Origin of the sequence: Pseudomonas sp. LFM046, assembly GCF_000949385.2 — a bacterium.
Taxonomy (GTDB): Bacteria; Pseudomonadota; Gammaproteobacteria; order Pseudomonadales; family Pseudomonadaceae; genus Metapseudomonas.
On record NZ_JYKO02000001.1, the window covers coordinates 3,804,993 to 3,830,160 of the forward strand.

Annotated in this window: 30 protein-coding genes; 18 read left to right on the plus strand and 12 right to left on the minus strand. The window is 65.6% G+C overall.

The genetic code is table 11. From position 1 onward, the window contains the following. Nucleotides 1-20 precede the first annotated feature (20 nt). The gene (locus TQ98_RS17535) at nucleotides 21-800 is read left to right on the plus strand and encodes a hypothetical protein (RefSeq protein ID WP_044870190.1); all 780 of its coding nucleotides are present in this window, start codon (nucleotides 21-23) and stop codon (nucleotides 798-800) included. 10 nt (nucleotides 801-810) lie between these two features. Here TQ98_RS17535 and prmB read toward each other — a convergent pair whose 3' ends face one another. Beyond that, entirely contained in the window at nucleotides 811-1,725 is a 915-nt protein-coding gene (prmB, locus tag TQ98_RS17540) for a 50S ribosomal protein L3 N(5)-glutamine methyltransferase (RefSeq protein WP_044870191.1), read from the minus strand. Nucleotides 1,726-1,937: 212 nt separating this feature from the next. Between prmB and TQ98_RS17545 the strand changes: the two genes are divergently transcribed. The 5 genes from TQ98_RS17545 to TQ98_RS17565 all read left to right on the plus strand — a co-directional run bounded on the left by TQ98_RS17545 (nucleotide 1,938) and on the right by TQ98_RS17565 (nucleotide 4,648). Then, nucleotides 1,938-2,534 (plus strand): cysteine hydrolase family protein, encoded by a 597-nt coding sequence (locus tag TQ98_RS17545; protein WP_103102997.1) that lies wholly within the window; start codon nucleotides 1,938-1,940, stop codon nucleotides 2,532-2,534. Nucleotides 2,535-2,633: 99 nt separating this feature from the next. Then, nucleotides 2,634-2,954: a hypothetical protein gene (locus TQ98_RS17550; protein WP_044870194.1), complete on the plus strand. Its 321-nt coding sequence runs from the start codon at nucleotides 2,634-2,636 to the stop codon at nucleotides 2,952-2,954. A gap of 50 nt (nucleotides 2,955-3,004) precedes the next feature. After that, nucleotides 3,005-3,577: a Smr/MutS family protein gene (locus tag TQ98_RS17555; RefSeq protein WP_044870195.1), complete on the plus strand. Its 573-nt coding sequence runs from the start codon at nucleotides 3,005-3,007 to the stop codon at nucleotides 3,575-3,577. Nucleotides 3,578-3,680: 103 nt separating this feature from the next. Beyond that, nucleotides 3,681-4,229: a GTP cyclohydrolase I FolE gene (gene folE / locus TQ98_RS17560; RefSeq protein ID WP_016493613.1), complete on the plus strand. Its 549-nt coding sequence runs from the start codon at nucleotides 3,681-3,683 to the stop codon at nucleotides 4,227-4,229. Between the two features lie 182 nt (nucleotides 4,230-4,411). Further along, nucleotides 4,412-4,648 carry a hypothetical protein gene (locus TQ98_RS17565; protein ID WP_044870196.1) on the plus strand — a complete coding sequence of 79 codons (237 nt, stop codon included), beginning with the start codon at nucleotides 4,412-4,414 and terminating at the stop codon, nucleotides 4,646-4,648. Here the strand turns inward: TQ98_RS17565 and TQ98_RS17570 are convergent. The 4 genes from TQ98_RS17570 to TQ98_RS17585 all read right to left on the minus strand — a co-directional run bounded on the left by TQ98_RS17570 (nucleotide 4,645) and on the right by TQ98_RS17585 (nucleotide 7,555). Beyond that, on the minus strand, nucleotides 4,645-4,992 hold the full coding sequence (locus tag TQ98_RS17570) for a GFA family protein (RefSeq protein WP_044870197.1): 348 nt from the start codon (nucleotides 4,990-4,992) through the stop codon (nucleotides 4,645-4,647). The two genes, TQ98_RS17565 and TQ98_RS17570, sit on opposite strands and share 4 nt — an antisense overlap. Before the next feature lie 102 nt (nucleotides 4,993-5,094). Next, complete coding sequence (locus TQ98_RS17575; protein WP_044870198.1) at nucleotides 5,095-5,556, minus strand: bacteriohemerythrin; 462 nt, start codon at nucleotides 5,554-5,556, stop codon at nucleotides 5,095-5,097. Nucleotides 5,557-5,767: 211 nt separating this feature from the next. Then, complete coding sequence (locus TQ98_RS17580; RefSeq protein WP_044870199.1) at nucleotides 5,768-6,370, minus strand: glutathione S-transferase family protein; 603 nt, start codon at nucleotides 6,368-6,370, stop codon at nucleotides 5,768-5,770. An 18-nt stretch (nucleotides 6,371-6,388) separates the two neighbouring features. Then, nucleotides 6,389-7,555 carry a PLP-dependent aminotransferase family protein gene (locus TQ98_RS17585; protein ID WP_044870200.1) on the minus strand — a complete coding sequence of 389 codons (1,167 nt, stop codon included), beginning with the start codon at nucleotides 7,553-7,555 and terminating at the stop codon, nucleotides 6,389-6,391. 82 nt (nucleotides 7,556-7,637) lie between these two features. Here TQ98_RS17585 and TQ98_RS17590 point away from each other — a divergent pair, with 82 nt between their 5' ends. Beyond that, nucleotides 7,638-8,093 (plus strand): MarR family transcriptional regulator, encoded by a 456-nt coding sequence (locus TQ98_RS17590; protein ID WP_044870201.1) that lies wholly within the window; start codon nucleotides 7,638-7,640, stop codon nucleotides 8,091-8,093. Here TQ98_RS17590 and TQ98_RS17595 read toward each other — a convergent pair. Next, a complete protein-coding gene (locus TQ98_RS17595) occupies nucleotides 8,090-8,719 on the minus strand; it encodes a hypothetical protein (protein ID WP_044870202.1) in 630 nt (209 codons plus the stop codon). The genes TQ98_RS17590 and TQ98_RS17595 overlap by 4 nt on opposite strands. Before the next feature lie 148 nt (nucleotides 8,720-8,867). Between TQ98_RS17595 and TQ98_RS17600 the strand changes: the two genes are divergently transcribed. Further along, nucleotides 8,868-9,485: a LysE family translocator gene (locus tag TQ98_RS17600; protein ID WP_044870203.1), complete on the plus strand. Its 618-nt coding sequence runs from the start codon at nucleotides 8,868-8,870 to the stop codon at nucleotides 9,483-9,485. Continuing rightward, the gene (locus TQ98_RS17605; protein WP_044870204.1) at nucleotides 9,485-10,699 is read left to right on the plus strand and encodes a benzoate/H(+) symporter BenE family transporter; all 1,215 of its coding nucleotides are present in this window, start codon (nucleotides 9,485-9,487) and stop codon (nucleotides 10,697-10,699) included. The genes TQ98_RS17600 and TQ98_RS17605 overlap by 1 nt, the downstream gene beginning before the upstream one ends. A 189-nt stretch (nucleotides 10,700-10,888) precedes the next feature. Here the strand turns inward: TQ98_RS17605 and TQ98_RS17610 are convergent, their stop codons facing one another. Next, nucleotides 10,889-11,650, minus strand: coding sequence for an SDR family oxidoreductase (locus TQ98_RS17610; protein ID WP_044870205.1), 762 nt, complete (start codon nucleotides 11,648-11,650; stop codon nucleotides 10,889-10,891). A gap of 226 nt (nucleotides 11,651-11,876) precedes the next feature. Between TQ98_RS17610 and TQ98_RS17615 the strand changes: the two genes are divergently transcribed. Continuing rightward, nucleotides 11,877-12,881, plus strand: coding sequence for an NADP-dependent oxidoreductase (locus TQ98_RS17615; RefSeq protein ID WP_044870206.1), 1,005 nt, complete (start codon nucleotides 11,877-11,879; stop codon nucleotides 12,879-12,881). A gap of 46 nt (nucleotides 12,882-12,927) precedes the next feature. Here TQ98_RS17615 and pyrF read toward each other — a convergent pair whose 3' ends face one another. The 3 genes from pyrF to TQ98_RS17630 all read right to left on the minus strand — a co-directional run bounded on the left by pyrF (nucleotide 12,928) and on the right by TQ98_RS17630 (nucleotide 15,375). Continuing rightward, nucleotides 12,928-13,626 carry an orotidine-5'-phosphate decarboxylase gene (gene pyrF, locus TQ98_RS17620; RefSeq protein WP_044870207.1) on the minus strand — a complete coding sequence of 233 codons (699 nt, stop codon included), beginning with the start codon at nucleotides 13,624-13,626 and terminating at the stop codon, nucleotides 12,928-12,930. Between the two features lie 74 nt (nucleotides 13,627-13,700). Next, the gene (locus TQ98_RS17625) at nucleotides 13,701-14,444 is read right to left on the minus strand and encodes an integral membrane protein (protein ID WP_044870208.1); all 744 of its coding nucleotides are present in this window, start codon (nucleotides 14,442-14,444) and stop codon (nucleotides 13,701-13,703) included. Between the two features lie 43 nt (nucleotides 14,445-14,487). After that, the gene (locus tag TQ98_RS17630; RefSeq protein ID WP_044870209.1) at nucleotides 14,488-15,375 is read right to left on the minus strand and encodes a LysR family transcriptional regulator; all 888 of its coding nucleotides are present in this window, start codon (nucleotides 15,373-15,375) and stop codon (nucleotides 14,488-14,490) included. A gap of 91 nt (nucleotides 15,376-15,466) precedes the next feature. On the opposite strand from TQ98_RS17630, the gene TQ98_RS17635 reads away from it, so the two are divergent. The 3 genes from TQ98_RS17635 (at nucleotide 15,467) to TQ98_RS17645 (ending at nucleotide 16,996) form a co-directional block, all read left to right on the plus strand. Next, nucleotides 15,467-15,937, plus strand: coding sequence for a multidrug/biocide efflux PACE transporter (locus TQ98_RS17635; RefSeq protein ID WP_044870210.1), 471 nt, complete (start codon nucleotides 15,467-15,469; stop codon nucleotides 15,935-15,937). Between the two features lie 83 nt (nucleotides 15,938-16,020). Next, on the plus strand, nucleotides 16,021-16,188 hold the full coding sequence (locus TQ98_RS17640; protein ID WP_082073127.1) for a DUF2897 family protein: 168 nt from the start codon (nucleotides 16,021-16,023) through the stop codon (nucleotides 16,186-16,188). A 52-nt stretch (nucleotides 16,189-16,240) separates the two neighbouring features. Then, on the plus strand, nucleotides 16,241-16,996 hold the full coding sequence (locus TQ98_RS17645) for a CPBP family intramembrane glutamic endopeptidase (RefSeq protein ID WP_044870211.1): 756 nt from the start codon (nucleotides 16,241-16,243) through the stop codon (nucleotides 16,994-16,996). Here the strand turns inward: TQ98_RS17645 and TQ98_RS17650 are convergent. Together TQ98_RS17650 and TQ98_RS17655 are read right to left on the minus strand one after the other, a co-directional pair. Further along, nucleotides 16,947-17,771: a transporter substrate-binding domain-containing protein gene (locus TQ98_RS17650; protein ID WP_082073128.1), complete on the minus strand. Its 825-nt coding sequence runs from the start codon at nucleotides 17,769-17,771 to the stop codon at nucleotides 16,947-16,949. The genes TQ98_RS17645 and TQ98_RS17650 overlap by 50 nt on opposite strands. A gap of 77 nt (nucleotides 17,772-17,848) precedes the next feature. Continuing rightward, nucleotides 17,849-18,478: a TetR/AcrR family transcriptional regulator gene (locus TQ98_RS17655; RefSeq protein ID WP_197708600.1), complete on the minus strand. Its 630-nt coding sequence runs from the start codon at nucleotides 18,476-18,478 to the stop codon at nucleotides 17,849-17,851. Between the two features lie 193 nt (nucleotides 18,479-18,671). Here TQ98_RS17655 and TQ98_RS17660 point away from each other — a divergent pair, with 193 nt between their 5' ends. The 5 genes from TQ98_RS17660 to TQ98_RS17680 all read left to right on the plus strand — a co-directional run bounded on the left by TQ98_RS17660 (nucleotide 18,672) and on the right by TQ98_RS17680 (nucleotide 25,109). Continuing rightward, nucleotides 18,672-20,459: an acyclic terpene utilization AtuA family protein gene (locus TQ98_RS17660; RefSeq protein WP_044870213.1), complete on the plus strand. Its 1,788-nt coding sequence runs from the start codon at nucleotides 18,672-18,674 to the stop codon at nucleotides 20,457-20,459. An 11-nt stretch (nucleotides 20,460-20,470) separates the two neighbouring features. Then, a complete protein-coding gene (locus tag TQ98_RS17665; protein ID WP_044870214.1) occupies nucleotides 20,471-21,346 on the plus strand; it encodes an SDR family oxidoreductase in 876 nt (291 codons plus the stop codon). A 6-nt stretch (nucleotides 21,347-21,352) separates the two neighbouring features. Continuing rightward, on the plus strand, nucleotides 21,353-22,969 hold the full coding sequence (gene atuC / locus TQ98_RS17670; RefSeq protein WP_044870215.1) for a geranyl-CoA carboxylase subunit beta: 1,617 nt from the start codon (nucleotides 21,353-21,355) through the stop codon (nucleotides 22,967-22,969). 76 nt (nucleotides 22,970-23,045) lie between these two features. Beyond that, nucleotides 23,046-24,206 carry a citronellyl-CoA dehydrogenase gene (gene atuD / locus TQ98_RS17675; RefSeq protein ID WP_044870216.1) on the plus strand — a complete coding sequence of 387 codons (1,161 nt, stop codon included), beginning with the start codon at nucleotides 23,046-23,048 and terminating at the stop codon, nucleotides 24,204-24,206. 108 nt (nucleotides 24,207-24,314) lie between these two features. Next, entirely contained in the window at nucleotides 24,315-25,109 is a 795-nt protein-coding gene (locus TQ98_RS17680) for an enoyl-CoA hydratase-related protein (RefSeq protein ID WP_044870217.1), read from the plus strand. Nucleotides 25,110-25,168: the final 59 nt, after the last annotated feature.

Genomic DNA, 25,168 nt, shown 5'->3' on the forward strand with positions numbered 1-25,168 from the left:
CATCTATCAGGAACGCCCCGATGACCGAAAGCACAGCCGAACAACCCAGCGCCGAAGGCGTCGATTCCCAGCCCCATCCCTGGGCGGAGCTGGCGGCGGAGCATTTCGAACTGCTGCGCCTGGCTCCCCTGCCCATCGACCGACAAACCGGCGCGCGTCCGTTGCGTTTCGTCGAGCTGGGCCGGGTCGAGCGACACAGCAAGGAGCAGAGCCTGCTGCGTCTGGTGATCGAACTGCCGGGGCAGAAGGTCCGCAGGGAGCAGAATGTGCTGGAAATCTGGGCCGACCACCGCGGCAAGGAAGTCCGTTTCGGTCCGGACAGCGGCCTGCAGTTGGAACCGCAGAACCGGGGCCTGGGACGATTCCTGCTGGCCCAGGGGATCGCCTGGGCCCGGCAGCGCTGGGCGCACTACCTGGTGGAAGGTGGCGCCTTGCCGGCCAAGGATGCCCTCGACAACGAAGCCCGCTTGCGCCGGGACCATGTGCTCAAGGCCCAGGGCTTCGAGGTGACCTACCAGGACAACCTGCAGCTCAAGGCCACTTACGGCGCCGGCCGGGTCAGCGAACTGCATGGCGACTGGCACCGCGAGAAGGTGCAGGTGGTGGGCCTGCAAGAGGCCGCCGCGATGCTGGAACAGGCGGACCAGAACCTGCATCGCCAGGAAGTGGACATCCGCAAGCTGGAAGAACGGATCGCCGTCTATAAGCGCGAAGATGGCGGGTTGCGCTTCACCATCGCCTGCCTGGTGGTGTTCGCGGTGTTCCAGGCCGGCCTGCTGATCTGGATCACCACCCACTGACCCGTTCGGGTCAGGGATTCAGCCGCGAGCGGAACAGCGCCTGGTGCTCCTGGCACTGTTTGGCGCTGAGCATGAACACACCGTGGCCACCGTGCTCGAAATCCAGCCAGAGGAAGTCCACTTCCGGGTAGATCGCTTCCACGTGCACCTGGCTGTTGCCCACCTCCACGATCAGCAGGCCCTTCTCGGTCAGGTGATCAGCCGCTTCCGCCAGCATTCGGCGCACCAGGTCCAGCCCGTCGTTGCCGCAGGCCAGGCCCAGCTCCGGCTCATGGTGGTATTCCGTCGGCATGTCGGCGAAGTCTTCGGCATCGACATAGGGCGGGTTGGAGACGATCAGATCGAAACGCTGGCCCGGCAGCCCATCGAAGCCATCGCCCTGCACCGTGTAGACCCGATCCTCGAGACCGTGCCGCTCGATGTTCAGGTTGGCCACTTCCAGGGCGTCGAAAGAGAGGTCGCCCAGCACCACTTCGGCCTCAGGGAAGACATGGGCGCAGGCGATGCCGATGCAGCCCGATCCGGTGCAGAGGTCGAGGACGCGCGCCGGGTCCTGGGGCAGCCAGGGGGCGAAGTGCTGCTGAATCAGCTCGGCGATGGGGGATCGGGGCACCAGCACCCGCTCGTCCACCACGAAGGGCATGCCGCAGAACCAGGCCTCGCCCAGCAGGTAGGCCACCGGCACGCGCTCCTCGATGCGGCGACGCAGCAATTCACGCAGGTGCGCCGCCTCGTCGTCTTCCAGGCGGCAGTCCAGATAGCTGTCGGCGATCTCATAGGGCAGATGGAGGGCACCCAGCACGAGTTGGCGGGCCTCATCCCAGGCGTTGTCGGTGCCGTGACCGAAGAACAGGTTTTCCGCATGGAAGCGGCTGACAGCCCAGCGGATGTAATCACGCAGGGTGCGCAGGCGGGGTTCGGACACGTCGACTACCTCAGAAAACGGGTCGCAGATTCTAGCACCGCTGCCGTTCTGCGGCAGCCCGGAGCGGGCGACGAACGGTTATCCCGCACAGCCCCGAACGCCGCGCCACTGCGACTCGTCGGCGTCCTGGCAAGCAACTGGACCTTGGTCCATGGTTCACTTATTGCTCTGCACGGCAGACAATAGTGGCCATGTCGTACCTGGAGATTCGCATGTCCGTCCCGAAATCCATGTTCCAGCTCAGCGGCCGTGGCTACCCGCCAGCCAGCCTGAACAATGCCACCCTGGTGATCATCGACGCCCAGGAAGAATACCGTAGCGGCGTTCTCGCCCTGCCCGGCCTGGACGCCGCCCTCGCCGAGATCGCCAGCCTCCTCGCCGCCGCCCGCGCCATGGGCAGCGCCATCGTCCATGTGAAGCACCTGGGCGTGCCCGGCGGCATCTTCGATCCGCGCGGCGAACGCGGCGAGCACCTGCCCGAGACCGCCCCCCTGGCGGGCGAGATCGTGGTGGAGAAGCGCCTGCCCAACGCATTTGCCGGCACCGACTTGCACGACCGCCTGCAGGCGATCGGCCATCTGGACCTGATCGTTTGCGGTTTCATGACGCATTCCAGCGTAAGCACCACGGTCCGTGCCGCCAAGGACTATGGTTATCGCTGCACGCTGGTGAGTGCGGCCTGCGCAACCCGCGACCTGCCGACCGTCGATGGCGGCGTCATCAGCGCGGATGAAATGCACCGTGTCGAGGTGATCGCCCTCGCCGACAACTTCGCCAGCGTGGTGCCGCAGGCCAAGGCGCTGATCTGATCCCGCGCCGTTACATCCCGCGACATCCGCCCAAGGGTATGACTGGAACCACCGCCAGCGGGGGCCGGTCATACCCCGATCAAGCAAGAGGACGTCCGGATGAAGTTATCCGATGGTTTTGATGCCCGCCGCCTGCGCCCGCGCGGTCCCGGCAGTTGGCGCTGGCGCTTTGCGGCGGCCCTGTCCGCCCTCTTCGCAGGTTTCGGCGTGTTGCTGGCCATGGCCGGCACCGCCACCCTCCTGGGCCGTCCGCCGGCCCTCGGCCCACTCAATGAAAGCACCGGCGCGGCCATCGTGCTGCTGCTGTTCGGCCTGCTCTTTCTCTGGGTCGGCGTGCTCGCCTGGCGCCTGTGCCGTCGTCGCTCACGACGACGCAGCGACCTCAGCCTGTCCCCGCACCTGATGAAGAAACGCGACTGAGCCGCGAACCGGGCATTTGGGTAAACTAGCCGCCCTTCGCGGAGGCCCTTATGCAAGACAACGCCCAGAACGACGACGATTTCTCCCTGTTCACCGAACAGATGCGTGGTGTGAAACGCATCCAGAACGACCGCGCGGACACCGGGAAACCGAAAACCGACCTGAAGCAACTCGCCACCCGCAGGCAGAACGCGACCGTGACCCAGGCCAGCGTCAAGGTGGACGGCCTGTCCGACCAGTTCGTGATCGACGTCGGCGCTGAAGACGAGCTCTACTGGGCTCGCGACGGCGTGCAGGAAGGGCAGATGCGCAAGCTCAAGCAGGGCCAGATCAGCTTCGAGGGCAGCCTCGACCTGCACGGCATGACGGTGGAAAAGGCCCGGGAAACCCTCTGGGACTTCATCGCCGAGGCCAACCGCTTCGAAGTGCGCTGCGTTCGCGTGACCCACGGCAAGGCCGCGCGCCTGGACGGCAAGCGCCCGCTGATCAAGAGCCACGTCAACACCTGGCTGCGCCAGCACCCGCAAGTGCTGGGTTTCACCTCCTGCCTGCCGAAACACGGCGGCACCGGTGCCGTCTATGTGATGCTGCGCCGGACCATGATGGAAGGCCGCGACGAGTAAGCCGCCCGGCCGTCGGGCGGACGGCGACTCTGCAGTCCGCCCTTGCCAGCCGCGCCTTCGCGCCCTACCCTGCGCCTTTGCGTAAATCCCCACAGGAATTTCCATGTCCCTGGAACAGCACTACACCGCGATCCTCGGCCAACTCGGCGAGGATGTCTCCCGTGAAGGCCTGCTCGATACCCCGAAGCGCGCCGCCAAGGCGATGCAGTACCTCTGCCGCGGCTACCAGCAAACGCTGGAAGAAGTCACCAATGGCGCCCTGTTCAGCTCCGACAACAGCGAAATGGTGCTGGTGAAGAACATCGAGCTGTACTCCCTCTGCGAACACCACCTGCTGCCGTTCATCGGCAAGGCCCACGTGGCCTACATCCCCAACGGCAAGGTGCTGGGCCTGTCCAAGGTCGCCCGCATCGTCGACATGTACGCCCGCCGCCTGCAGATCCAGGAAAACCTCAGCCGCGAGATCGCCGAAGCTGTCCAGAAGGTCACCGGCGCCCTCGGCGTCGCCGTGGTCATCGAAGCCCAGCACATGTGCATGATGATGCGCGGCGTGGAGAAGCAGAACTCCTCCATGGTTACCTCGGTCATGCTCGGCGAGTTCCGCGAAAACGCCGCGACCCGCAGCGAATTCCTCAGCCTGATCAACAACTGAGTTTCGCGACGCCCGAAAAAGCCGGCGCAAGCCGGCTTTTTCGTTTCCACACGGGCCCGGGCCGGTCGAAGATTGGCCCCGGTGTTTTCCAGGTGATTGGCTATCGGATTGTCACGACGGCAGGCGCAATCTGGCATCTCCAATAACTCCCCGGCTCATGCCTCATGGAAAGGAGATGGACCATGTCGACCACGATTCCCCGCAAGATCCTGATCCGCGCGCCACACCGGAGCGCCGGGAAGTTGCAGCAGCACCTGCACCTCCTGGTCACACGCTTCGGCGGGCATCTGGAGCAGCCAGATGCCGATGTATGGGTGCTGGCGGCCTGCCCGTCCGAAGGGCATGAGACCGAGGTCAGCACGGCGCTCGGCAGGCTGTTCGACAGCGGCCTGGTGAGTGGCATGAGCTTCGCCGACTAGAAACTCCGCCCATCCACCTTCAGCACCTTGAGCCCGTCCAGGGGCACATCCTCCAGGCAGCGCACATTCACGGCGGCCATGGCCTTGCCCTTGGGATCGGCGGCTTCTCCGAAAGGTGCGCAGCCGCAGTTGGCGCAGAAGTGGTGGGCGATGTGCATGCGGTTGAATCGATAGGTGGACAGGTCGGATTCAGGCGTGGAGAGCTTGAGTTGCTCGCGCGGGACGAACCAGAGCAGGTAGCCGCGCCGGCTGCACAACGAACAGTTGCACTCCATGACCTGCTCCAGGGTGCCCTCCACTTCGAAAGCGATCTTCCCGCAGTGGCAACTGCCTCGGTATTTCATGTACGGCGCTCCGCTGGATGCCTGCTGGCAGGCTGGAGCGTCCAACTTAGTACAGGCTCGGAAGGTCCGCCATGACCGCGCAATCCAGGCGGCGGACCGCGCTTAACCGAAGAAGCGCTTCATCGAGCGCGACAGCCAGCCGCCATTGCTGTCGTCCCGGGTCAGCCGTTGCATGTTCGCCTTGACCGCCTCGACGTAGTTGGCATCGTCGTTACGGATGTGATTGAACAGCCAGCGGCCGAGCAGATCCTTGAGTTCGTCGGCCACGTCTTCGCCGGCTTCGTGACGCATGCCAAACACATTGACCCGCCGGATGAACAGCTCGTGGACCTTCTTGTGCGCCCGGCTGAACTGGTAGCCGGCATCTTCCAGCAGTGTTTCCTCGAAGGCGAAGTGCGACAGCGTGTAGTCGACCACTTCCTCGATCACCCGTGCCACAGCGGCCTTGTCCATCTGCAACTGGGCAGCGTGCAGTCCGTTGATCATCTCGACGATGCGCTTGTGCTGGCCATCAATGACCTCGATGCCGGTGTCCAGATCACTTTCCCATTCGAGAAATACCACTTGCTCTCCTCACCGCGCAGACCCGGCATTGTTTGGACAAACGAAACGGCCGGTAGACTAGTGGCAGGCGATCGGGAAAATCTTGATTCCAATCAATAAGATGAGAACAACCTGACGCCGGATCATGAACAGGCCCTCACTCGGCACGCGCGTTCCAGGACTGGAAACGAAAAAGCCGGCTTGCGCCGGCTTCGTCGTGAAACAGAGTATGTCAGTCGAACATGCCCACATGGCGCGGGTGGCTGGCCACGCGATCCAGCCAGGCGAGGATGGCCGGGTAGCCGGACAGGTCGAAACCACCCTCGTGGGCCACATGGGTGTAGGCGTAGAGGGCGATATCGGCGATGGAGTACTGGTCGCCCACCAGGTAAGGCGTGCGCTGCAGCTGCTTTTCCATCACCTTGAGCGCCTTTTGCCCACGCACGTGGCAGACCTTGTATTCCTCGAGCCGATCTTCCGGCATGCCCTGGTAGAGCTGGATGAAGCGCGCCACCGCCACATAGGGCTCATGGCTGTACTGCTCGAAGAACTGCCACTGCAGCACCTGGGTGCGCAGGCGCGGTTCGGCGGGGAGCAGGTCGGTGCCCTCGGCGAGGAAATTCAGGATGGCATTGGACTCCCAGAGGGTAGTGCCGTCTTCCAGCTCCAGCACCGGGATCTTGCCGTTGGGGTTCTTTTCCAGGAACTCGGGGCTCTGGGTTTCCCCCTTGAGGATGTCCACCGGTACCCACTGATACGGCAGGCCGAGCAGGTTGAGGATCAGCTTGACCTTGTAGCAGTTGCCGGACTTGTAGTCGCCGTAAACCTTGTACATCTCTCCCCTCCTCTGTAATCAGGCGGCCTGTGCCGCTTGTGCCTGCCGGATGACGCCCGCGAGCCGCTTCAGGCCTTCACCCAGACGCTCCGGTGCCACGTGGCTGAAGTTCAGACGCAGATGCCCCGGATGCTTGTCCGGATCGATGAAGAACGGCTCGCCCGGCATGAAGGCGACGTTCTGCTCCAGCGCCGGCTTGAGCAGGGTGCGGGTATCCAGCGGCTGCTTCAAGGTCAGCCAGAAGAACAGCCCGCCCTGGGGGATTTCCCAGGTGGCCAGCTCGCCGAAATGCTCTTGCAGAGCAGCCTGCATGGCGTCGCGACGCACGCGGTAGAAATCACGCAGCTCGGCCAGGTGCTGGCGGTACTGCTCGGTACCGAACCATTGCAGTGCCTGCCACTGGCCAATGCGGTTGGTGTGCAGGTCAGCGGACTGCTTCAGGCGCAGCAGGTGCGGGAACAGGTCCGGGGTGGCGATCAGGAAGCCCACCCGCAGCCCCGGCAACAGGGTCTTGGAGACGGTGCCGGTATAGATCCAGCTGGTCTTCTTCAGGCGGCTGACGATGGGGGTGGCGCTGCCTTCGTCGAACACCAGCTCACGGTAGGGTTCGTCTTCGATCAGGGTCACGCCGAATTCGTCCAGCAGCGCGGCGACCGCGTCGCGCTTGGCCTCGCTGTAGCGAGTGCCGGACGGATTCTGGAAAGTCGGAATGAGGTAGGCAAACGCCGGCTTGTGCTGCTCCAGACGCTGGCGCAGGGCGGCGATTTCCGGGCCGTCGGCTTCCTGGGGTACGGCGATGCAATCGGCGCCGAACAGCTGGAAGGCTTGCAGGGCCGCCAGGTAGGTGGGCGCCTCCAGCAGCACCTCGGTGCCCGGATCGATGAACAGCTTGGAGGCCAGGTCCAGGGTCTGCTGGGAGCCGCTGACGATCAGCACCTGGCTCGCCTCGCAGGGTACGCCGAGGGCGCGGGCCTCGGCGGCAATGGCTTCACGCAGTGCCGGCTCGCCTTCGCTCATGCCGTACTGGCCCATGCTTGCCGGCATCTCGTCCCAATCCACTTTCGGCAGCATCGGCTCGGCCGGCAGGCCACCGGCGAACGACATCACTTCCGGACGCTGGGCGGCGGCAAGGATTTCGCGGATCAGGGAGCTTTTCAGGCGGGCGATGCGTTCAGAGAAGGCCATGGATTGTCACCGGGTGCGGAAGCGAGAAAATTAAGTCAAACTGCTTGACCGAAACTACGACGACCGCGACAGAAACGTCAATATGCTTGACCTGAAAAATTCCGCCATTCAGCAAGCCGCCATGGAAGCCTTCTTCTTCGGCTACCAGGCCTTCACCAGCAAACCGGACGAAATCCTCGCCCGCCGGGGCCTGTCGCGGGTGCACCACCGCATCCTGTTCTTCATCGCCAAGTACCCGGGGCTGAGCGTCAAGGAGATGCTGGGCTACCTCGGGGTGACCAAGCAGGCGCTGAACACCCCGCTGCGGCAGCTGATCGAGATGAAGCTGGTGGAGAGCGTCGCGGCGGACGATGACAAGCGCAAGCGCCTGCTGGGGTTCACCGCCGAAGGGGCGAAGCTGGAGCAGGCCCTGCGCCGCGAACAGGCGCGTCTGCTGCAACGCGCCTTCGGCGAGGCCGGAGAGGAAGCGGTGCGCGGCTGGCTACAGGTCAACCAGGCACTTTGCACCGCCCGTCAGAACGAAGTCACCGAGAACTAGGCAACCTTGCCCAGCTCCCCCGCGCCACGGAAGAACACCAGCGTCATGGCCACGTAGGCGGCAATGAGCGGCAGGAGCCCCACGAACATCAGCACCACGGTGGCCATCATGATGCCGCCCACCAGGTTCAGCCAGGCCATCACTCGGAATACCGGATAGGCGTTCTGCACCTTCAGCATCCGCACCGCCAGCCAGGCGGTAAGCGCACCCAACACGGCGATCACGCCGAAATACGCCACCATGGGCCAGCCTGGCTCAGTGCTGGCATCCCCCAACAGGTAGTCCATCGCTTCTACGGCCAGGCTGACAATCACCACCGCCCAGACGGGCGGCGCCAAGTTCTCGGCGGAGAAGCGCGCCTCGGCGAAGAGCTTGAGACGGATCAGCAGGTAACAGCCCAGCAATGTCAGCGCCACACTCAGCCAGTCAGTCAGACGGGTCATCAGTGCGTCCTCGGTGGCGCCGGCGGCCACCGCCAGGCCCGTGAGGGTCAGAGTTCCTACCGTCAGCACCAGGCTCAGCCAGGCCAGCAGCCTGAGCTGGCCGGGGCTCCAGCCGTTCATCGGCCGCGGCCCCGCATCCTCCACCAGCTCGACCCGGGGGGCGGCATAAGGGTTCTCATCCATGTGAGTCACTCCAGGCAGGAAAACCATCACAGTAGCCGCTGATCACCAGGGTGCCAATCGACTGTATTGCTCATCGCGCGCGTCGCTGTATCGGGACGTTTCCAGCTGGCTGGCCTTAGTCTGCGGACACAACGAAAAGGTAACCGCCATGAGCCTGGAACTGATTTTCGCCTTCGCCCTCTTCGCTTTCGTCACCTCCGTGACGCCCGGCCCCAACAACATGATGCTGCTCGCCTCCGGGGTGAACTTCGGGATACGCCGCAGCGTGCCGCACATGCTCGGCATCAGCCTCGGCTTCATGGTGCTGGTGATCGCCGTGGGCCTGGGCCTGTCCCAGGTGTTCCAGCAGATTCCGGAGCTCTATACCGCGCTGCGTTACCTCGGTGCCGCCTACCTGCTCTACCTGGCCTGGAAGATCGCCGGCTCCGGCGCCCCGGACGCCAACGAAGCGGAGAAACGCCCGAAGCCGTTCACCTTCCTCCAGGCCGCGGCCTTCCAATGGGTGAATCCCAAGGCCTGGGTGATGGCCATCGGCGCTATCACCACCTACACGCCGCAGGAGAATTTCGTGGTCAATGTGGTGCTGATCGCTGCCCTCTTCGCGCTGATCAACTGCCCCAGCGTCGGCCTCTGGACGGTGGCCGGCAGCCTGCTGCGCCGCTGGCTGTCCGAACCGCGCATACTGCGCCTGTTCAACGTCGGCATGGCCCTGCTACTGGTGGCCTCGCTCTACCCCATCCTGGTCGATGTCCACGGAAAGATCTGATGACTCTCAGCACGGAAACCCCGGCCAACCCACCGCGCCTGCGCCCCTTCGCAGACTCCTCGCCCGCCGCCGTGGTGGCGGGCTTCATCGCCATGCTCACCGGCTACACCAGCTCCCTGGTGCTGATGTTCCAGGCCGGCCAGGCGGCCGGCCTGAGCAATGGGCAGATTTCCTCGTGGATCTGGGCCCTGTCCATCGGCATGGCGGTAACCACCATCGGCCTGTCCCTGCGCTACCGCACGCCCATCGTGGTCGCCTGGTCTACGCCGGGTGCGGCCCTGCTCGTTACCAGCCTGTCGGGCGTGAGCTATGCCGAGGCGATTGGCGCCTTCATCGTCTGCGCGGCCCTGCTGGCCCTGGTGGGACTGACCGGCGGCTTCGAGCGGCTGATGCGCCGCCTGCCCGCCTCCCTGGCAGCCGCCTTGCTGGCGGGCATCCTGTTCAAGATCGGCAGCGAAATCTTCATCGCCGCCCAGCACCGCACCTCCCTGGTGCTGGCGATGTTCTTCAGCTACCTGGTGTTCAAGCGCCTGCAACCGCGTTATGCCGTGCTGGCGGCGCTGCTGGTGGGTTGCCTGGTAGCGGCCGCGTTGGGCCTGCTGGATTTCAGCGGATTCGAATTCGCCCTGGCCGAGCCCGTCTGGACGACCCCGGAGTTCTCCGTCACCGCCATCATCAGCATCGGCATTCCGCTCTTCGTGGTGGCCATGGCGTCACAGAACATCCCCGGCATCGCCGTGCTGCGGGCCGACGGCTACCAGGTGCCGGCCTCGCCGCTGGTCTCGGTCACCGGCCTCGCCTCCCTGCTGCTGGCGCCCTTCGGCTCCCATGGCATCAACCTGGCGGCCATCAGCGCAGCCATCTGCACTGGCCCCCACGCCCACGAGGACCGCAGCAAGCGTTACACCGCCGCTGTCTGGTGCGGGGTCTTCTACGGCATCGCCGGCACCTTCGGCGCCACCCTGGCAGCACTCTTCGCCGCCCTGCCCAAGGAGCTGGTGCTGTCCATCGCCGCCCTGGCGCTGTTCGGCTCCATCAGCAATGGTCTCACCGCCGCCATGCAAGCGCCGAAGGAGCGCGAAGCGGCACTCATCACCTTCATGGTGACCGCCTCAGGCATGACGCTCCTGTCCATCGGTTCCGCCTTCTGGGGATTGATCGCCGGGGTGTTGACCCTGCTGATCCTCAACTTCGACAGCGGCCGGGATAAATGAAGAAAGGCGCCAGACGGCGCCTTTCTCTTCTTCTCGCTGTAGGAGCGAATTCATTCGCGAATGAGTCCGCTCCTACAAGCTCTGCCGCATGCCAGGTTCGACCAGGCCTATCCGGCCCTCCATCGGGAGGTTGGACTGGCCGCGAATGGCGGAAAGAAAAGCGCTTTCCACCCGACGGGCTTGCCGGAATCAGATCGCCGTCGCGCCGCCGTCCACCGCCAAGGCCTGGCCAGTGGTGAAGCCGGCGGCATCGCAGCAGAGGTAGAGCACCGCCGCGGCGATCTCCTCGACCTTGCCGATGCGTCCCACCGGATGCATCGTGGCGACGAACTCAGCCTTCTTCGGATCGGCCTCGTAGGCACGGCGGAACATGTCGGTGTCGATCACCGCCGGGCACACGGCGTTCACCCGGATCTTCTTCTTGGCATATTCGACGGCCGCCGATTTGGTCAGGCCGATCACCGCGTGCTTGGACGCGGCGTAGATGCTCATCTTCGGCGCTGCACCCAGGCCAGCCACGGACGCAGTGTTGACGATAGCGCCGCCGCCCTGGGCCAGGAGCAGCGGGATCTGGTACTTCATGCAGAGCCACACGCCCTTCACGTTGACGCCCATGATGGCGTCGAACTCCGCCTCGTCGCCGTCGGCCAGTTTGCCCTTCTCGATCTCGATGCCGGCGTTGTTGAAGGCGTAGTCCAAGCGGCCATAGGCAGCCACGGCACCTTCCATCAGCGCCTTGACCTCGGCGTCGCGGGTCACGTTGCAGCGGATGAACACGGCCTCGCCACCGGCGGCGCGAATCAGTTCCACCGTGCCCTCGCCACCGGCGACGTCCACATCGGAAACCACCACTTTCAGACCCTCGGCGGCGAACGCCTGGGCCGTGGCGCGACCGATACCGTTGGCGGCACCGGTTACCAGGGCGACCTGGCCGGAGAACTTCATGCTCATCTGTGCATCCTCAATGGGAATGGGAACAGGGGCGGAGTCTAGTCAGTCGCAGTCCCGCGACGTCAGCATCATCAGGGCTCTGGTGAGCGCACCATCCAGATCGATGATGAGCCCTCCAATACAACATCACCCCAACCCATGGCAGCACATTCCGCCGGGCCTGCTGACTTGCCCCATGCCGGCTGGCGGACTATCACCAACACTTTCCCCTGTCGGAGTTGCTGCCATGCCCCTGCTCAATCGCCAGTTCCTGCTTGCCCAGCGCCCGGTTGGACCGGCCACTCGCGAAACCTTCTCCTACGTGGAAACCCCGGTCGGCGAGCCCGGCCCCGACCAGGTGTTGGTGGAAAACCTCTATCTGTCCCTCGACCCCGCCATGCGCGGCTGGATGAACGACGCCCGCTCCTACATCGCCCCGGTGGCCCTGGGCGAGGTGATGCGCGCTTTGGGCGTTGGCAAGGTGATGGCCTCGCAGCACCCGGACTTCAAGGTGGGGGACCACGTCTGCGGTTCAGTCGGCGTCCAGGATTACTTTCTCGGCACGCCTCGCGACTTCCACAAGGTGGACCCGGACCGCGCTCCCCTACCCCTCTACCTTTCCGCCCTGGGCATGACCGGCATGACGGCGTATTTCGCCCTGCTGGACGTGGGCCAGCCCAAGGCTGGGGAAACCGTGGTCATCTCCGGGGCGGCCGGCGCGGTGGGCGGCGTCGCCGGGCAGATTGCGCGGATCAAGGGTTGCCGCGTGGTGGGCATTGCCGGTGGCGCGGAGAAATGCCGTTACCTGGTCGAGCAACTGGGCTTCGACGGTGCCATCGACTACAAGGCCGAGGACCTCCACGCCGCCCTCAAGCGCGAATGCCCGAACGGCGTTGACGTTTATTTCGACAACGTCGGCGGCGACATCCTCGACACCGTGCTGACCCGTATCAACCGCAAGGCACGGATCGTGATCTGCGGCGCCATCAGCCAGTACAACAACAAGGAAGCGGTGAAGGGCCCGGCCAACTACTTGGCGCTGCTGGTCAACCGCGCGCGCATGGAAGGCATGGTGGTGTTCGACTATGCGGACCGCTATGGCGAGGCGGTCAAGGACATCGCCGGCTGGTTGGCCAGCGGCGAACTGAAGAGCAAGGAAGATGTGGTGACCGGGCTGGAAAGCTTCCCGGAAACCCTGGGCAAGCTGTTCAGCGGGGAGAACTTCGGGAAACTGGTGCTGAAAGTGCGCTGATCCCGCGCGTTTGGTGCGCTGCCACCCAGGCAGCGCACCGGCGAGGTCACGCCAGCTCGGCGACCACGGCGGCCAGGGCCTTGGCCGGATCGGCGGCCTGGCTGATGGGGCGACCGATCACCAGGTAGTCGGAGCCGGCATCCAGAGCCTGGCGCGGGGTGAGGATGCGACGCTGGTCGTCCTGGGCGCTGCCGGCCGGACGGATGCCCGGGGTCACCAGCTGCAGGCGCGGATAGGCAGCCTTGAGGTCGGTGGCTTCCTGGGCCGAGCAGACCAGGCCATCCATGCCAGCCTTGTCCGCCAGACCGGCGAGACGCAGCACCTGCTCCTTGGGCTCGATGTCCAGGCCGATGCCAGCCAGGTCTTCGCGTTCCATGCTGGTCAGCACGGTCACGCCAATCAGCAGCGGCTTCGGCCCGTTGAACTTGTCCAGGGTCTCGCGGCAGGCCGCCATCATGCGCAGGCCGCCCGAGCAGTGCACGTTGACCATCCACACGCCCATCTCGGCGGCGGCCTTCACCGCCATGGCGGTGGTGTTGGGGATGTCGTGGAATTTCAGGTCGAGGAAGACTTCGAAGCCGCGGTCACGCAGGGTCGAGACGATCTCAGAAGCGCAGCTGGTGAACAGCTCCTTGCCCACCTTGACCCGGCACAGCTTGGGGTCCAGCTGGTCGGCCAGCCGCAGGGCGGCTTCGCGGGTGGGAAAGTCGAGGGCGACAATGATCGGCGTCTGACAGGCGGACATGGGGCAGGCTCTCTGGCGAATCGGAAACGGCGCGCATTGTAGCGCAAGCCCTCGCGCGCCGCTGCCTCCGTGCCTCAGACAATGTGATCCAGAGTAAAGGCCGTCATGAACCCCGCCAGGGTGATCAGCCCGGTCCAGGCATGTGTGGTTTCGAAGGCTTCGGGGATCAGGGTGTCCACGAGCATGCAGAGCACCGCGCCCGCCGAGAATCCCAGGGCGAAGGCCAGCCAATGCGGTGACAGACCGGCGAACAACCCTGGCCCGGCCATGGCCGCCAGCCCGGACAGCACGGCAATGACGCCCCAGAGGCCGAACACCAGCCAGCCGCTGCGCTTTTCCTCCCGCAGCCCGGCGGCACTGGCCAGGCCTTCAGGCAGGTTGGCGAGGAAGATGGCCACGAGCATCAGCACGCTGACCTCGCCACCATCCAGCAGCCCCAACCCCAGGCCAAGTGATTCGGGAATACCGTCGAGGAAGGCGCCGACAGCGATCAGCATGGCCACCATGCCGCTGCCGCCGTTGCTGCTCTTGCCACGATGGCGATGCTCCAGGCGCTCGATGTACTGGCTGGCCAGCACAAAAGCGACGCCGCCGGCCAGCAACCCGCCCAGGGTCGGCAAGAGCCCGCCGATGCGCTCTGCCTCAGGGATCTGCCCGAAGCACAGGGCGGCCACCAGCACGCCGCTGCCGTAGGCCATGATCGAGGCCAGAACCTTCTTCGGCAGCGTCACCAGGAAACCGATGCCCGCGCCGATGAGCAGGCTACTGGCGGCCAGCCAGCCCCAGAGGCCGGCCTGGAGGGTGACGGGAATTTGCATGACTTCCTCCTTGAATGACTGGGCTGAGGCTAACAGAGCCGACTCAGCGAGCGGACGGACGGTCGAGCAGGCGCTCCAGCAACCAGCTCGCCGCCGGGCCCAATCGGCGCTCCCGCGACCAGACCACATCCACGGCCTGGCTGCGCGGCCAGCCGGGCACTTGCAGCTCTTTCAGACGGCCGTTTGCGTAACCGCTGACCAGCCAGCGGGGCAGCTCCGCCCAGCCGAAGCCATGGGTGGCCATTTCCAGCAACAGCAGGTAGTTCGGCGCAGACCAGCAGCGCCCGCCGCTGGGCGGCAGGCCGTCGTTCACCGCCAGGGCATCGCCCAGGGTGTTCAAGCGCAACAGGCGCCAGCCGGCCAGGTCGCTCTCGCGCACATCCGCCCGCTGCGCCAGGGGGTGATCGAGCGCCACGAACAAGCCGAAGTCAGCACGCTCGGCCACGACCGCCGAAGCCAGCTCCGGCGGATAGCTGCTCTGCGCGGCCAGCAGCCCCAGCGTGGCACGGCCCTGGGTGACGAGCTCGATCACATCACGGTGCTCGGCGATCAGGCATTCGAACTCGAGGTCCGGATAGCGCTCGTCCAGCTCAACCAGGCGCGCCTCGTACTGGGCCGACTGGTAGGTATCGGACAACGCCAGCGTCACCCTCGCCTCCAGCCCGCCGGACAGCTGGGCGGCGGCGCGCTGGAGGCGCTCGGATGCGGCACGAATCTCCTCCACCCGTCCCAGCAGCGTGCGGCCGGCTTCCGTCAGTGTCGGCTGGCGACTGCTGCGGTCGAAGAGCTCCAGGCCCAGATCGATCTCCAGCCGGGCGATGGCCTCGCTGACCGTGGACTGGCTCTTGCCCAGCTTGCGCGCAGCCGCGCTGAACGAACCCAGGGCGACGGCCTGGGCGAAGGCTTCGAGTGATTCTGGCGAGTAATTCATATCGGTTTTCCCGATGGCATCCAACTTAGTGCTATCCCATCAACCGATGAGAATACAGGCCATTCCTGTCATCCGCAGCCTGGAGAGCACCATGAACCGTCCGACCACCGCCCTGAACAAGTCCCTCAAGGAACGCGCCTTCCACGCCCTGGCGTTCGAAGGCCTGGCTGTTCTGCTGACCGCGCCGGTACTGGCCCTGGTGATGGGTAAGTCGCTCGCGCACATGGGTGCGCTGACCCTGATGTTCTCCACGGTGGCGATGGTCTGGAACATGATCTTCAATGGCCTGTTCGACCGCGCCCAGCGCCGCCTCGGCTTCCAGCGCACGCTGTGGGTGCGGTGCCTCCACGCCGTGCTGTTCGAACTCGGGCTGGTGATCGCCCTGGTGCCGGTGGCCGCCTGGTGGCTGTCGATCGGATTGGTGGAAGCCTTCCTGCTGGATATCGGTCTGCTGCTGTTCTTCCTGCCGTACACCCTGGCCTTCAACTGGAGCTACGACGCGCTGCGCGAGCGCCTGCTGGAAGCGCGCGCTGCCAGGACATCCGGCTGCAACGCCGGATGAACGCCCTGATTGCGAAGTTACCGGGAACGTGGAAAGGCGCCCACAATCGAATACAGTAACGGCCCTTTCCGCAGGAGAACACCATGCCCTGGTATGCCTGGCTGATACTGGTTCTGGCCATCGGCTCCATCGTCGGTAGCCTGATGCTGTTGCGCGACACGGCGAAGAAGCTGCCGCTGACCGAGGAGCAACTCAAGCGCATCCACGAGCGCAATGCCGAGATGGATGCCAAGGACGCAAAGGACCGCTGACCCCGTGCCGGCGCCCGAATCACGAACGGCGGCATCGCCACGGGAAGGCACCTTGCCGCTGCATCTGCAACTGCTATTTCCGCTGATCGTCCTCGCCCTGGGCCAGGGGCTGGGCGGCGTTCAGGTGAGCGCCCTGCTGGCGGGCGTCACCTATGCCGGCTGGGTGTTCGCCGAGCGCCAGCTGCCGGCAAGGCTCTGGCTGCCGATTACCCTCTTCTCTTCCGTGGCCCTGGCCGCGCATCTGGTTCCGGGCTTCAGCCCGCTGGCACTGGGCGAGCCCCAACGCATCAGCCCCGATGCGCCGCCCTACGCCCTGCGCCTGTCCTGGGACAAGTTGCTGGTGGGCATGACACTGCTGGCGTGGTGGCTGGGGCGCCCGGCGCCGCCTGCGCCTTCACCCCTGCGGGCGTGGCTGGTGCTGCTGGCGACCTTGCTGCTGGTGCCGCTGCTGGCCCTTGGCTCGGGCCTCGTGGGCTGGCAGCCGAAATGGCCGGAGCTGATCTGGGAGTGGCTGGCGATCAACCTGCTGGCGACCGTGCTGGCGGAGGAGCTGGTGTTTCGCGGCGTGCTCCAGCCCCTGCTGGTCAAGCGGCTCGGCGCGCGATATGGCGTGCTGCTCACGGCGGCACTGTTCGGCGCGGTGCACATCCCTTTCAGCCCGCTGTTCGCGCTACTGGCAGGCGTCGCAGGGCTGGGCTACGGCCTGGCCTTCCACTACAGCGGCAGGCTCTCGGTGGCCGTGGTCCTGCACCTGGCGGTCAATCTCTGCCATCTGTTGCTGTTGAGCTACCCGTTGCGGCTGGCCTGACCGCCACGCCATAGGGCCCGAAGATGCGCTGCAGGCTGCCATCGGCACGCAGCTTGTCCAGCAGCGCGGAAAACTGTGCGGCACTGATGGGGGCACCCGGCCGCAGCAACGCGTAGTGATGGTAGTGCTGGTCTTCCCGGTCACTGGTGAGGAAGCTCCCGGCCTGGTCCGGATTCAGCTCCAGGTAGGCGTTGAAGTAGGAGCGGGTCACCAGGGCGATGTCGGCCCGCCCCCGCAGGAGCATCCGCAGATTGCTCTCATGGGAATAGCTGAGCTTGGCGTCGAACTCGCGCTGGAGGAACTCAGGGTCAGCGTTGAAGCCGGCGAAGCCATAGTGATAGCCGTTGTACAGGGCCAGGCGCTTGCCGGCCAACTGGCTGAAATAGTCCTGGGTGCGCCCGGGCTGGGCCTTGGCCACGAAGATCTCCGCATCCTCCAGGCCCATGTCGATCCGCGTCCCCGGAATGCCTTGCCAGCCCCAGTCGGGGTTTTCGAATACGGCCAGGTCGATGCGGCCGTCCTGCAAGTCCTTGAAGCGCCGGGGAATGGCAGTGGGCCGCATGACGAAGCGGTAATCCGTCTGCAGCCCGTTGAGGGCATCGAGCATATCCGGCAGCAGGCCGCTGCTGGTCTCCGTCGACTCCGGCTTGACCACATAGGGCGGGAAGTGCGCACCGGCGACCTGAACCGTCTGCGCGGCCGCTGCCGGCACGGAAAACAGAAGCACCGCCGATACCCACAACGCCTTCAGAGAAATCCCCGTACAACCTTCCATATCTACAGCCATCCCTTGCAGATCGTGTCCGTCGGCAGACTACGCGAATTTCATTGCTACAACACGGCAACGAGCGCTCAGCCGTCCTTGAGCACCAATGACAGGGCCTGCTCGGCAAGCTGGTCAAGGCTCATGGGCCCTTCCGGGCGGAACCAGGTGGTGGTCCAGCTGAGGGCGCCGGTGAGGAATCGGCGGAGAATGAAGGGATCAGTGGTGAAATAGCCTTCGGCCCGCGCCTCGCCCAGCACGTCCAGCCAGATCTGCTCGTAGCTGTCGCGCAGCTGGAGGATGTATTGCTGGCTCTCCTCCGAGAGCGAACGCCATTCGTAGACCAGCACCCCCATGGCCTCCCCCGTGCCGCCCATGATGGATTGCAGCTCGCAACGGATCAGCGCCAGCACCCGCTCACGCACGTCGCCAGCCTCCGTCAGGGCGGCGCGCATCAGGGCGGTGTTGTAAAGGATGGTCTCCTCCATCACCGAACGGAGGATCTCATCCTTGCTCTTGAAGTGATGGAAGATGCTGCCGGACTGGATACCCACGGCGCTGGCCAGGTCGCGCACCGTGGTGCGCTCATAGCCCTTGCTGCGGAACAGGTGAGCGGCGGTCTGCAGCAGCTTGCCGCGGGCGCTTTCGGGGTCGGTGATCTGGCCACTGTCTACCAGCTCACGCATCACCGCTTGGGCTTTCTCGTCGTCAACGCTCATCGCTATCCCCGCTGCAGTCAGCCATTCCAACTTAAGAATGGTCCGCAAGTCTCTGTCTTGATTGCCGAAATTTATGCCGGGTGGTTCGCCCAAGCAAGCGCTCGGGTGAAAAAGAACGAAGGCGGCACTTTTCAACCAAGCGCTTGCTTGGTAGTGTTCTTTTCATCTCCCCACAATGCTGCGGACCACTCCAATGACAAGAACCGTACGCATCGGCTGCGCCTCCGCCTTCTGGGGCGACACGTCCACCGCTGCCGCCCAGTTGGTGCATGGCGCCACGCTGGATTACCTGGTCTTCGATTACCTCGCCGAGATCACCCTGTCGATCATGGCCGGCGCCCGCCTGAAGGACCCCAACGCCGGCTACGCCACCGATTTCGTCGAGGTGCTGGCGCCGCTGCTGCCGACCATCGCCGAGAAAAAGATTCGCGTCATCAGCAATGCCGGCGGCGTGAATCCCGTCGCCTGCGCCAGCGCCCTCGCCGCCGCCTGCGAGAAGGCCGGGGTAGCCCTGAAGATTGCGGTGCTCCACGGCGACAACCTGCAACCGAAAATGGGCGAGTTGGCCAAAGCCGGCATCCACGAAATGTTCAGCAACGCCCCACTGCCGCCGATGTGCGTTTCGGTGAATGCCTACCTGGGCGCGCCGGGCATCGTCGCGGCGCTGGAGCAAGGCGCCGACATCGTCATCACCGGCCGGGTGGTGGACAGCGCGGTGGTCAGCGCCGCCCTGGTCCATGAGTTCGGCTGGGCCTGGAGCGATTACGACAAGCTGGCCCAGGCAGCCCTCGCCGGTCACCTCATCGAATGCGGCGCCCAATGCACCGGCGGCAACTTCACCGACTGGGAATCGGTGCCCGACTACGAACACATCGGCTTCCCCATCATTGAAGTCGAAGCCGATGGCCGCTTCTGCGTGACCAAGCCAGAGGGTTCCGGTGGCCTGGTCACGCCTTTCTCGGTTGGCGAGCAGATGCTCTACGAGATCGGCGACCCGCGCGCCTACCTGCTCCCCGACGTGGTCTGCGACTTCACCCAAGTGACCCTGGAACAGGCCGGCGAACAGCGCGTGCGCGTTCTGGGCGCCCGCGGCCTGCCGCCGACACCGCAGTACAAGGTCAGCGCCACCTACCCGGACGGTTTCCGCTGCACCGCCAGTTGCCTGCTGGCCGGCATCGACGCCGTGAAGAAGGCCGAGCGGGTCAGCCGAGCCATCATCGCCAAGACCGAAGAACTCTTCGCCGAGCGTGGCTGGGGGCGCTACCGCGAGGTGAACGTCGAACTGCTGGGCAGCGAAGCGACCTACGGGCCCCACGGCCAGCGCCAGGACAGCCGCGAAGTGGTGATCAAGATCGCCGTCAGCCACAGCCGCAAGGAAGCCCTGGTGCTGTTCTCCCGCGAGATCGCCCAAGCCGCCACCGGCATGGCGCCGGGCCTGACCGGCATCGTCGGCGGCCGCCCCACCGTCTACCCGGTGATCCGCCTCTTCTCCTTCCTGGTGGACAAATCCGCCTGCCAGCTCGACGTGGAGCTGGACGGCCAGCGCATCCCGTGCGAGCCGCCACCAGCGGATCGCTTCGACGTCACCGCCATCGCCGACGACCTGGCGCCGCCTGCCCCCGAAGGCCAGGCTCGCGCCAGCGTGCCCCTGGTGAAGCTCGCCGTCGCCCGCTCAGGCGACAAGGGCAACCACAGCAACATCGGCGTCATGGCGCGCAAACCCGAATACCTGCCCTGGATCGCCGAAGCCCTGACCCCGGAGGCGGTGGTGGACTGGATGGGCCATGTGCTCGACCCGCAGATCGGCCGCGTGGCGCGCTGGTACCTGCCGGGCAGTCACAGCCTGAACTTCCTGCTGGAAAACGCCCTCGGCGGCGGCGGTGTCGCCAGCCTGCGCATTGACCCGCAAGGCAAGGCCTTCGCCCAGCAACTCCTGGAATTCCCGGTGCCGGTGCCCCAGGCCCTGGCCGACAGCCTCTGAGGACGCAACCCATGGCATACGATTCGGTATTCAAGCCCGGCCTGTTCAGTGGCCAGACCGTCATGGTCACCGGTGGCGGCAGCGGCATCGGCCGTTGCACCGCCCACGAGCTGGCAGCCCTGGGCGCCCATGTGGTGCTGGTGGGCCGCAAGCCGGAGAAGCTGGAAAAGACCGCCGGCGAAATCCTCGAAGACGGCGGCAGCGTCAGCTGGCAGGCCTGCGACATCCGCGACGAAGACGCGGTAAAGGCCATGGTGGCGGCGGTGCTGGCCGAGCGCGGCGCCATCCACCACCTGGTCAATAACGCGGGCGGCCAATACCCCGCCCCGCTCGCCTCGATCAACCAGAAAGGCTTCGAGACCGTGGTGCGCACCAACCTGGTGGGCGGCTTCCTGGTGGCCCGCGAGGTGTTCAACCAGGCTATGAGCAAGACTGGCGGCAGCATCGTCAACATGCTCGCCGACATGTGGGGCGGCATGCCCGGCATGGGCCACTCCGGCGCCGCCCGTGCCGGCATGGAGAACTTCACCAAGACCGCCGCCGTCGAGTGGGGCTACGCCGGGGTGCGGGTCAACGCCGTGGCCCCGGGCTGGATCGCCTCCAGTGGCATGGACACTTACGAAGGCGCCTTCAAGGCCGTCATCCCGACCCTGCGCGAGCATGTGCCCCTCAAGCGCATCGGCAGCGAATCGGAAGTGGCATCGGCCATCGTCTTCCTGCTCTCCCCCGGCGCGGCTTTCATCAGCGGCACCACCGTCCGCATCGACGGCGCCGCCAGCCAAGGCAGCCGTGCCTTCCCGCTGGCCAAGGCCAAGCCCGGCCAGAGCACGTCCTACAACGGCTTCCACCGGGCCTACCTGCCCGATGTGCTGAAAGACCAGGAGTGACGCCAGATGGCCGTGATCCAATCCGAACTGGACACCCAGGGCGAAGACTTCGCGAAGAACCGCGAGGCCATGCTCGCCGCCGTGGCCGGTTTCCGCGAGGTCGAGCAGAAGGTGCTGGACAAGGCCGCCGAGGCCAAAGCGAAATTCGAGAAGCGCGGCCAACTGCTGCCCCGTGAGCGCCTGAACCTGCTGCTGGACCCGGGCAGCCCCTTCCTCGAACTCTGCTCCCTGGCCGGCTACAAGCTGCACGACGACAAGGACGGCACCCAGGCCGGTGGCGGCATCATCGCCGGCATCGGCTACATCGCAGGCACCCGCTGCCTGATCAGCGCCAGCAACAGCGCCATCAAGGGCGGCACCATCTCCCCCAGCGGCCTCAAGAAGACCCTGCGCCTGCAGCAGATCGCCATGGAGAACAAGCTGCCGCTGGTGGCCCTCACCGAAAGCGGCGGCGCCAACCTCAACTATGCGGCGGAAATCTTCGTCGAAGGCGCGCGGGGCTTCGCCAACCAGGCGCGCATCTCCGCCATGGGCATCCCCCAGGTCACTGTGGTGCACGGCTCCAGTACCGCCGGCGGTGCGTACCAGCCGGGGCTGTCGGACTACGTGATCGTGGTGCGCGGCAAGGCCAAGATGTTCCTGGCCGGCCCGCCCCTGCTGAAAGCCGCCACCGGGGAGGTGGCGACGGACGAGGAACTGGGTGGCGCCGAGATGCACGCCCAGGTGGCTGGCACCGCCGAGTACCTGGCGGAGAACGATGCCGACGGCCTGCGCCTGGCCCGCGACATCCTCGCCATGTTGCCCTGGAACGCCCAGCTACCGGCTCGCCCGAAACCCGAGTGGCGCGAGCCGCTGTACAGCGCCGAGGAGTTGCTGGGGGTGGTCCCCGCAGACCCGAAGAAGCCCTACGACGTGCGCGAGATCATCGCCCGCATCGCCGACGGCTCGGAGTTCCTCGACTTCAAGAACGAGTTCGACTGCCAGACGGTCTGCGGTCACCTGCGCATTGAAGGCCGGCCCTGCGGCCTGATCGGCAACAACGGCCCCATCACGCCCCAAGGCGCAGCCAAGGCAGCGCAGTTCATCCAGCTCTGCGAGCAGAGCAACACGCCGCTGCTGTTCCTGCACAACACCACCGGCTTCATGGTGGGCACCGAGTCCGAACAGTTGGGCGTGATCAAGCACGGTTCCAAGATGATCCAGGCGGTGGCCAACGCCACCGTGCCCAAGCTGACCCTGGTGGTGGGCGGCTCCTACGGCGCCGGCAACTACGCCATGTGCGGCCGGGGCCTGGACCCGCGCTTCATCTTCGCCTGGCCCAATAGCCGCACCGCCGTCATGGGCGGCGCCCAGGCCGGCAAGGTGCTGCGCATCGTCACCGAAGAGAAGCACGCCAAGGAGGGCAAGGAGCCCGATCCGAAGATGCTCGACATGCTGGAACAGGTGACCGCGCAGAAACTCGACAGCCAGTCCACCGCGCTCTACGGCACCGCCAGCCTGTGGGACGACGGCCTCATCGACCCCCGTGACAGCCGCCGGCTGCTGGGCTATCTGCTGGATATCTGCGCGGAGGCCGAGGTGCGGCCGCTCAAGGGCAGCAGCTTCGGCGTGGCCCGGTTCTGATCCGTAGGGTGCGCCATGCGCACCCAATGAAATGATCATGGTGCGCTCGGCGCACCCTACAAGGAGAACAACAACAATGATCTTCACCCAGGAACACGAAGAGCTCCGCCGCACAGTGCGAAATTTCGTCGACAAGGAGATCAACCCCCATGTCGACCAGTGGGAGAAGGAAGGCCGCTTCCCCATCCACGATATTTTCAGGAAGGCCGGCGAACTGGGCCTGCTGGGCATCTCCAAGCCTGAGAAATTCGGCGGCATGGGCCTGGACTACAGCTACTCGATCGTCGCGGCCGAGGAGTTCGGCACCATCCACTGCGGCGGCATCCCCATGTCCATCGGCGTGCAGACCGACATGTGCACCCCGGCGCTGGCGCGCTTCGGCTCCGATGAACTGCGCGAGGAGTTCCTGCGCCCGGCCATCACCGGGGAAATGGTCGGCTGCATCGGGGTCTCCGAAGTGGGAGCGGGTTCGGACGTGGCCGGGATGAAGACCAACGCCCGCAAGGACGGCGCCGACTACGTGATCAACGGCAGCAAGATGTGGATCACCAACTCCCCCAGCGCCGACTTCATCTGCCTGTTGGCCAACACATCGGACGACAAGCCCCACGTCAACAAGTCCCTGATCATGGTGCCGATGAACACCCCCGGCATCACCCTCAGCCCCCACCTGGACAAGCTCGGCATGCGCAGCTCCGAAACCGCCCAGGTGTTCTTCGACAACGTCCGCGTGCCGCAGCGCTACCGCATCGGCCACGAGGGCGCCGGCTTCATGATGCAGATGCTGCAGTTCCAGGAAGAACGCATGTTCGGCGCGGCCAACATGATCAAGGGCCTGGAGCACTGCGTGGAGGTCACCGTCGACTACTGCAAGGAGCGCAAGACCTTCGGCCAGCCGCTGATCGACAACCAGGTGATCCATTTCCGCCTGGCCGAGCTGATGACCGAAATCGAGGCCTTGCGTGCCCTGGTCTACCAGGCCGTCGAGCTCTACATCAGCGGCAAGGACGTCACCCGCCTCGCCTCCATGGCCAAGCTCAAGGCCGGCCGCCTCGGCCGTGAAGTCACCGACGCCTGCCTGCAGTACTGGGGCGGCATGGGCTTCATGTGGGACAACCACGTCTCCCGCGCCTACCGCGACACCCGACTGGTGTCCATCGGCGGCGGCGCCGACGAAATCATGCTGGGCATCATCTGCAAGCTGATGGGCATCCTGCCCGGCAAGAAGAAAGGCTGAAGGCCCGTAGGATGGGTGGAGGCGCGCAGCGCCGATACCCATCGCCTCGAATGATGGGTATCGCTCCGCTCCACCCATCCTACGACCACGCATCTCCGGGACACGACCATGGAAGTACCGAAGACTGAAACCCTGCTGCTGGAACAGGCCGGTGGCGTGCTGCACATCACCCTGAACCGGCCGGACAGCCGCAACGCCATGAGCCTGGCCATGGTGGCGGAATTGCGCGCCGTGCTCGCCGCCACTCGGGAAGACGCCAGCGTGCGCACCCTGGTGCTGCGCGGTGCCGGCGGGCACTTCTGCGCGGGGGGCGATATCAAGGACATGGCCAGCGCCCGCGCCACCGGCAGCGATGCGTATCGGGCGTTGAACCGTGCCTTCGGCAGCCTGCTGGAAGAGGCCCAGACCCAGCCCCAGGTGATGATCGCGGTGCTGGAAGGCGCCGTGCTGGGCGGCGGCTTCGGCCTCGCGTGCGTCTCGGATATCGCCATCGCCCTGCAAGGCGCCCAGTTCGGTCTGCCGGAAACCGGCCTCGGCGTATTGCCGGCGCAGATCGCGCCCTTCGTGGTCAAGCGCATCGGCCTGACCCAGGCCCGCCGCCTGGCCCTCACCGCCGCCCGCTTCGACGGAACCGAAGCCCTGCGCCTGGGCCTGGTGCATTTTGCCGAGGCGGAGACCGTAGCCCTGGAACAGCGCCTGGCGGAAAGCCTGGAGCAGATTCGCCGCTGCGCCCCTGGCGCCAACGCCCGGACCAAGGCGCTGCTGCTGGCGACCGAAACGGAACCCTTGGCGCCCTTGCTGGACCGGGCCGCCGAGCAGTTCGCCGCCGCCGTCACCGGCCCCGAAGGTGCCGAGGGCACCCTGGCCTTCGTGCAGAAGCGCACGCCCAGTTGGGCGCAATGACCCGTAGGGTGGATGTCGCTTTTCACATCCACCGGCGGTGGATCGATAGAGCGTGATCC

Excerpts from the sequence above, each read along its gene's own strand:
- atuC (WP_044870215.1), top strand. The coding sequence starts at position 21,353 with ATGGCCGTGATCCAATCCGAACTGGACACCCAGGGCGAAGACTTCGCG.
- atuD (WP_044870216.1), top strand. The coding sequence starts at position 23,046 with ATGATCTTCACCCAGGAACACGAAGAGCTCCGCCGCACAGTGCGAAAT.
- TQ98_RS17585 (WP_044870200.1), bottom strand. The coding sequence starts at position 7,555 with ATGGCCTTCTCTGAACGCATCGCCCGCCTGAAAAGCTCCCTGATCCGC.
- TQ98_RS17660 (WP_044870213.1), top strand. The coding sequence starts at position 18,672 with ATGACAAGAACCGTACGCATCGGCTGCGCCTCCGCCTTCTGGGGCGAC.
- TQ98_RS17595 (WP_044870202.1), bottom strand. The coding sequence starts at position 8,719 with ATGGATGAGAACCCTTATGCCGCCCCCCGGGTCGAGCTGGTGGAGGAT.
- TQ98_RS17565 (WP_044870196.1), top strand. The coding sequence starts at position 4,412 with ATGTCGACCACGATTCCCCGCAAGATCCTGATCCGCGCGCCACACCGG.
- TQ98_RS17570 (WP_044870197.1), bottom strand. The coding sequence starts at position 4,992 with ATGAAATACCGAGGCAGTTGCCACTGCGGGAAGATCGCTTTCGAAGTG.
- TQ98_RS17625 (WP_044870208.1), bottom strand. The coding sequence starts at position 14,444 with ATGCAAATTCCCGTCACCCTCCAGGCCGGCCTCTGGGGCTGGCTGGCC.
- TQ98_RS17640 (WP_082073127.1), top strand. The coding sequence starts at position 16,021 with ATGCCCTGGTATGCCTGGCTGATACTGGTTCTGGCCATCGGCTCCATC.
- TQ98_RS17590 (WP_044870201.1), top strand. The coding sequence starts at position 7,638 with ATGCTTGACCTGAAAAATTCCGCCATTCAGCAAGCCGCCATGGAAGCC.
- folE (WP_016493613.1), top strand. The coding sequence starts at position 3,681 with ATGTCCCTGGAACAGCACTACACCGCGATCCTCGGCCAACTCGGCGAG.
- TQ98_RS17550 (WP_044870194.1), top strand. The coding sequence starts at position 2,634 with ATGAAGTTATCCGATGGTTTTGATGCCCGCCGCCTGCGCCCGCGCGGT.
- TQ98_RS17545 (WP_103102997.1), top strand. The coding sequence starts at position 1,938 with ATGTCCGTCCCGAAATCCATGTTCCAGCTCAGCGGCCGTGGCTACCCG.
- TQ98_RS17630 (WP_044870209.1), bottom strand. The coding sequence starts at position 15,375 with ATGAATTACTCGCCAGAATCACTCGAAGCCTTCGCCCAGGCCGTCGCC.
- TQ98_RS17635 (WP_044870210.1), top strand. The coding sequence starts at position 15,467 with ATGAACCGTCCGACCACCGCCCTGAACAAGTCCCTCAAGGAACGCGCC.
- TQ98_RS17600 (WP_044870203.1), top strand. The coding sequence starts at position 8,868 with ATGAGCCTGGAACTGATTTTCGCCTTCGCCCTCTTCGCTTTCGTCACC.
- TQ98_RS17650 (WP_082073128.1), bottom strand. The coding sequence starts at position 17,771 with ATGGAAGGTTGTACGGGGATTTCTCTGAAGGCGTTGTGGGTATCGGCG.
- TQ98_RS17610 (WP_044870205.1), bottom strand. The coding sequence starts at position 11,650 with ATGAGCATGAAGTTCTCCGGCCAGGTCGCCCTGGTAACCGGTGCCGCC.
- TQ98_RS17665 (WP_044870214.1), top strand. The coding sequence starts at position 20,471 with ATGGCATACGATTCGGTATTCAAGCCCGGCCTGTTCAGTGGCCAGACC.
- TQ98_RS17580 (WP_044870199.1), bottom strand. The coding sequence starts at position 6,370 with ATGTACAAGGTTTACGGCGACTACAAGTCCGGCAACTGCTACAAGGTC.
- TQ98_RS17680 (WP_044870217.1), top strand. The coding sequence starts at position 24,315 with ATGGAAGTACCGAAGACTGAAACCCTGCTGCTGGAACAGGCCGGTGGC.
- TQ98_RS17605 (WP_044870204.1), top strand. The coding sequence starts at position 9,485 with ATGACTCTCAGCACGGAAACCCCGGCCAACCCACCGCGCCTGCGCCCC.
- TQ98_RS17615 (WP_044870206.1), top strand. The coding sequence starts at position 11,877 with ATGCCCCTGCTCAATCGCCAGTTCCTGCTTGCCCAGCGCCCGGTTGGA.
- pyrF (WP_044870207.1), bottom strand. The coding sequence starts at position 13,626 with ATGTCCGCCTGTCAGACGCCGATCATTGTCGCCCTCGACTTTCCCACC.
- TQ98_RS17535 (WP_044870190.1), top strand. The coding sequence starts at position 21 with ATGACCGAAAGCACAGCCGAACAACCCAGCGCCGAAGGCGTCGATTCC.
- TQ98_RS17555 (WP_044870195.1), top strand. The coding sequence starts at position 3,005 with ATGCAAGACAACGCCCAGAACGACGACGATTTCTCCCTGTTCACCGAA.
- TQ98_RS17655 (WP_197708600.1), bottom strand. The coding sequence starts at position 18,478 with ATGAGCGTTGACGACGAGAAAGCCCAAGCGGTGATGCGTGAGCTGGTA.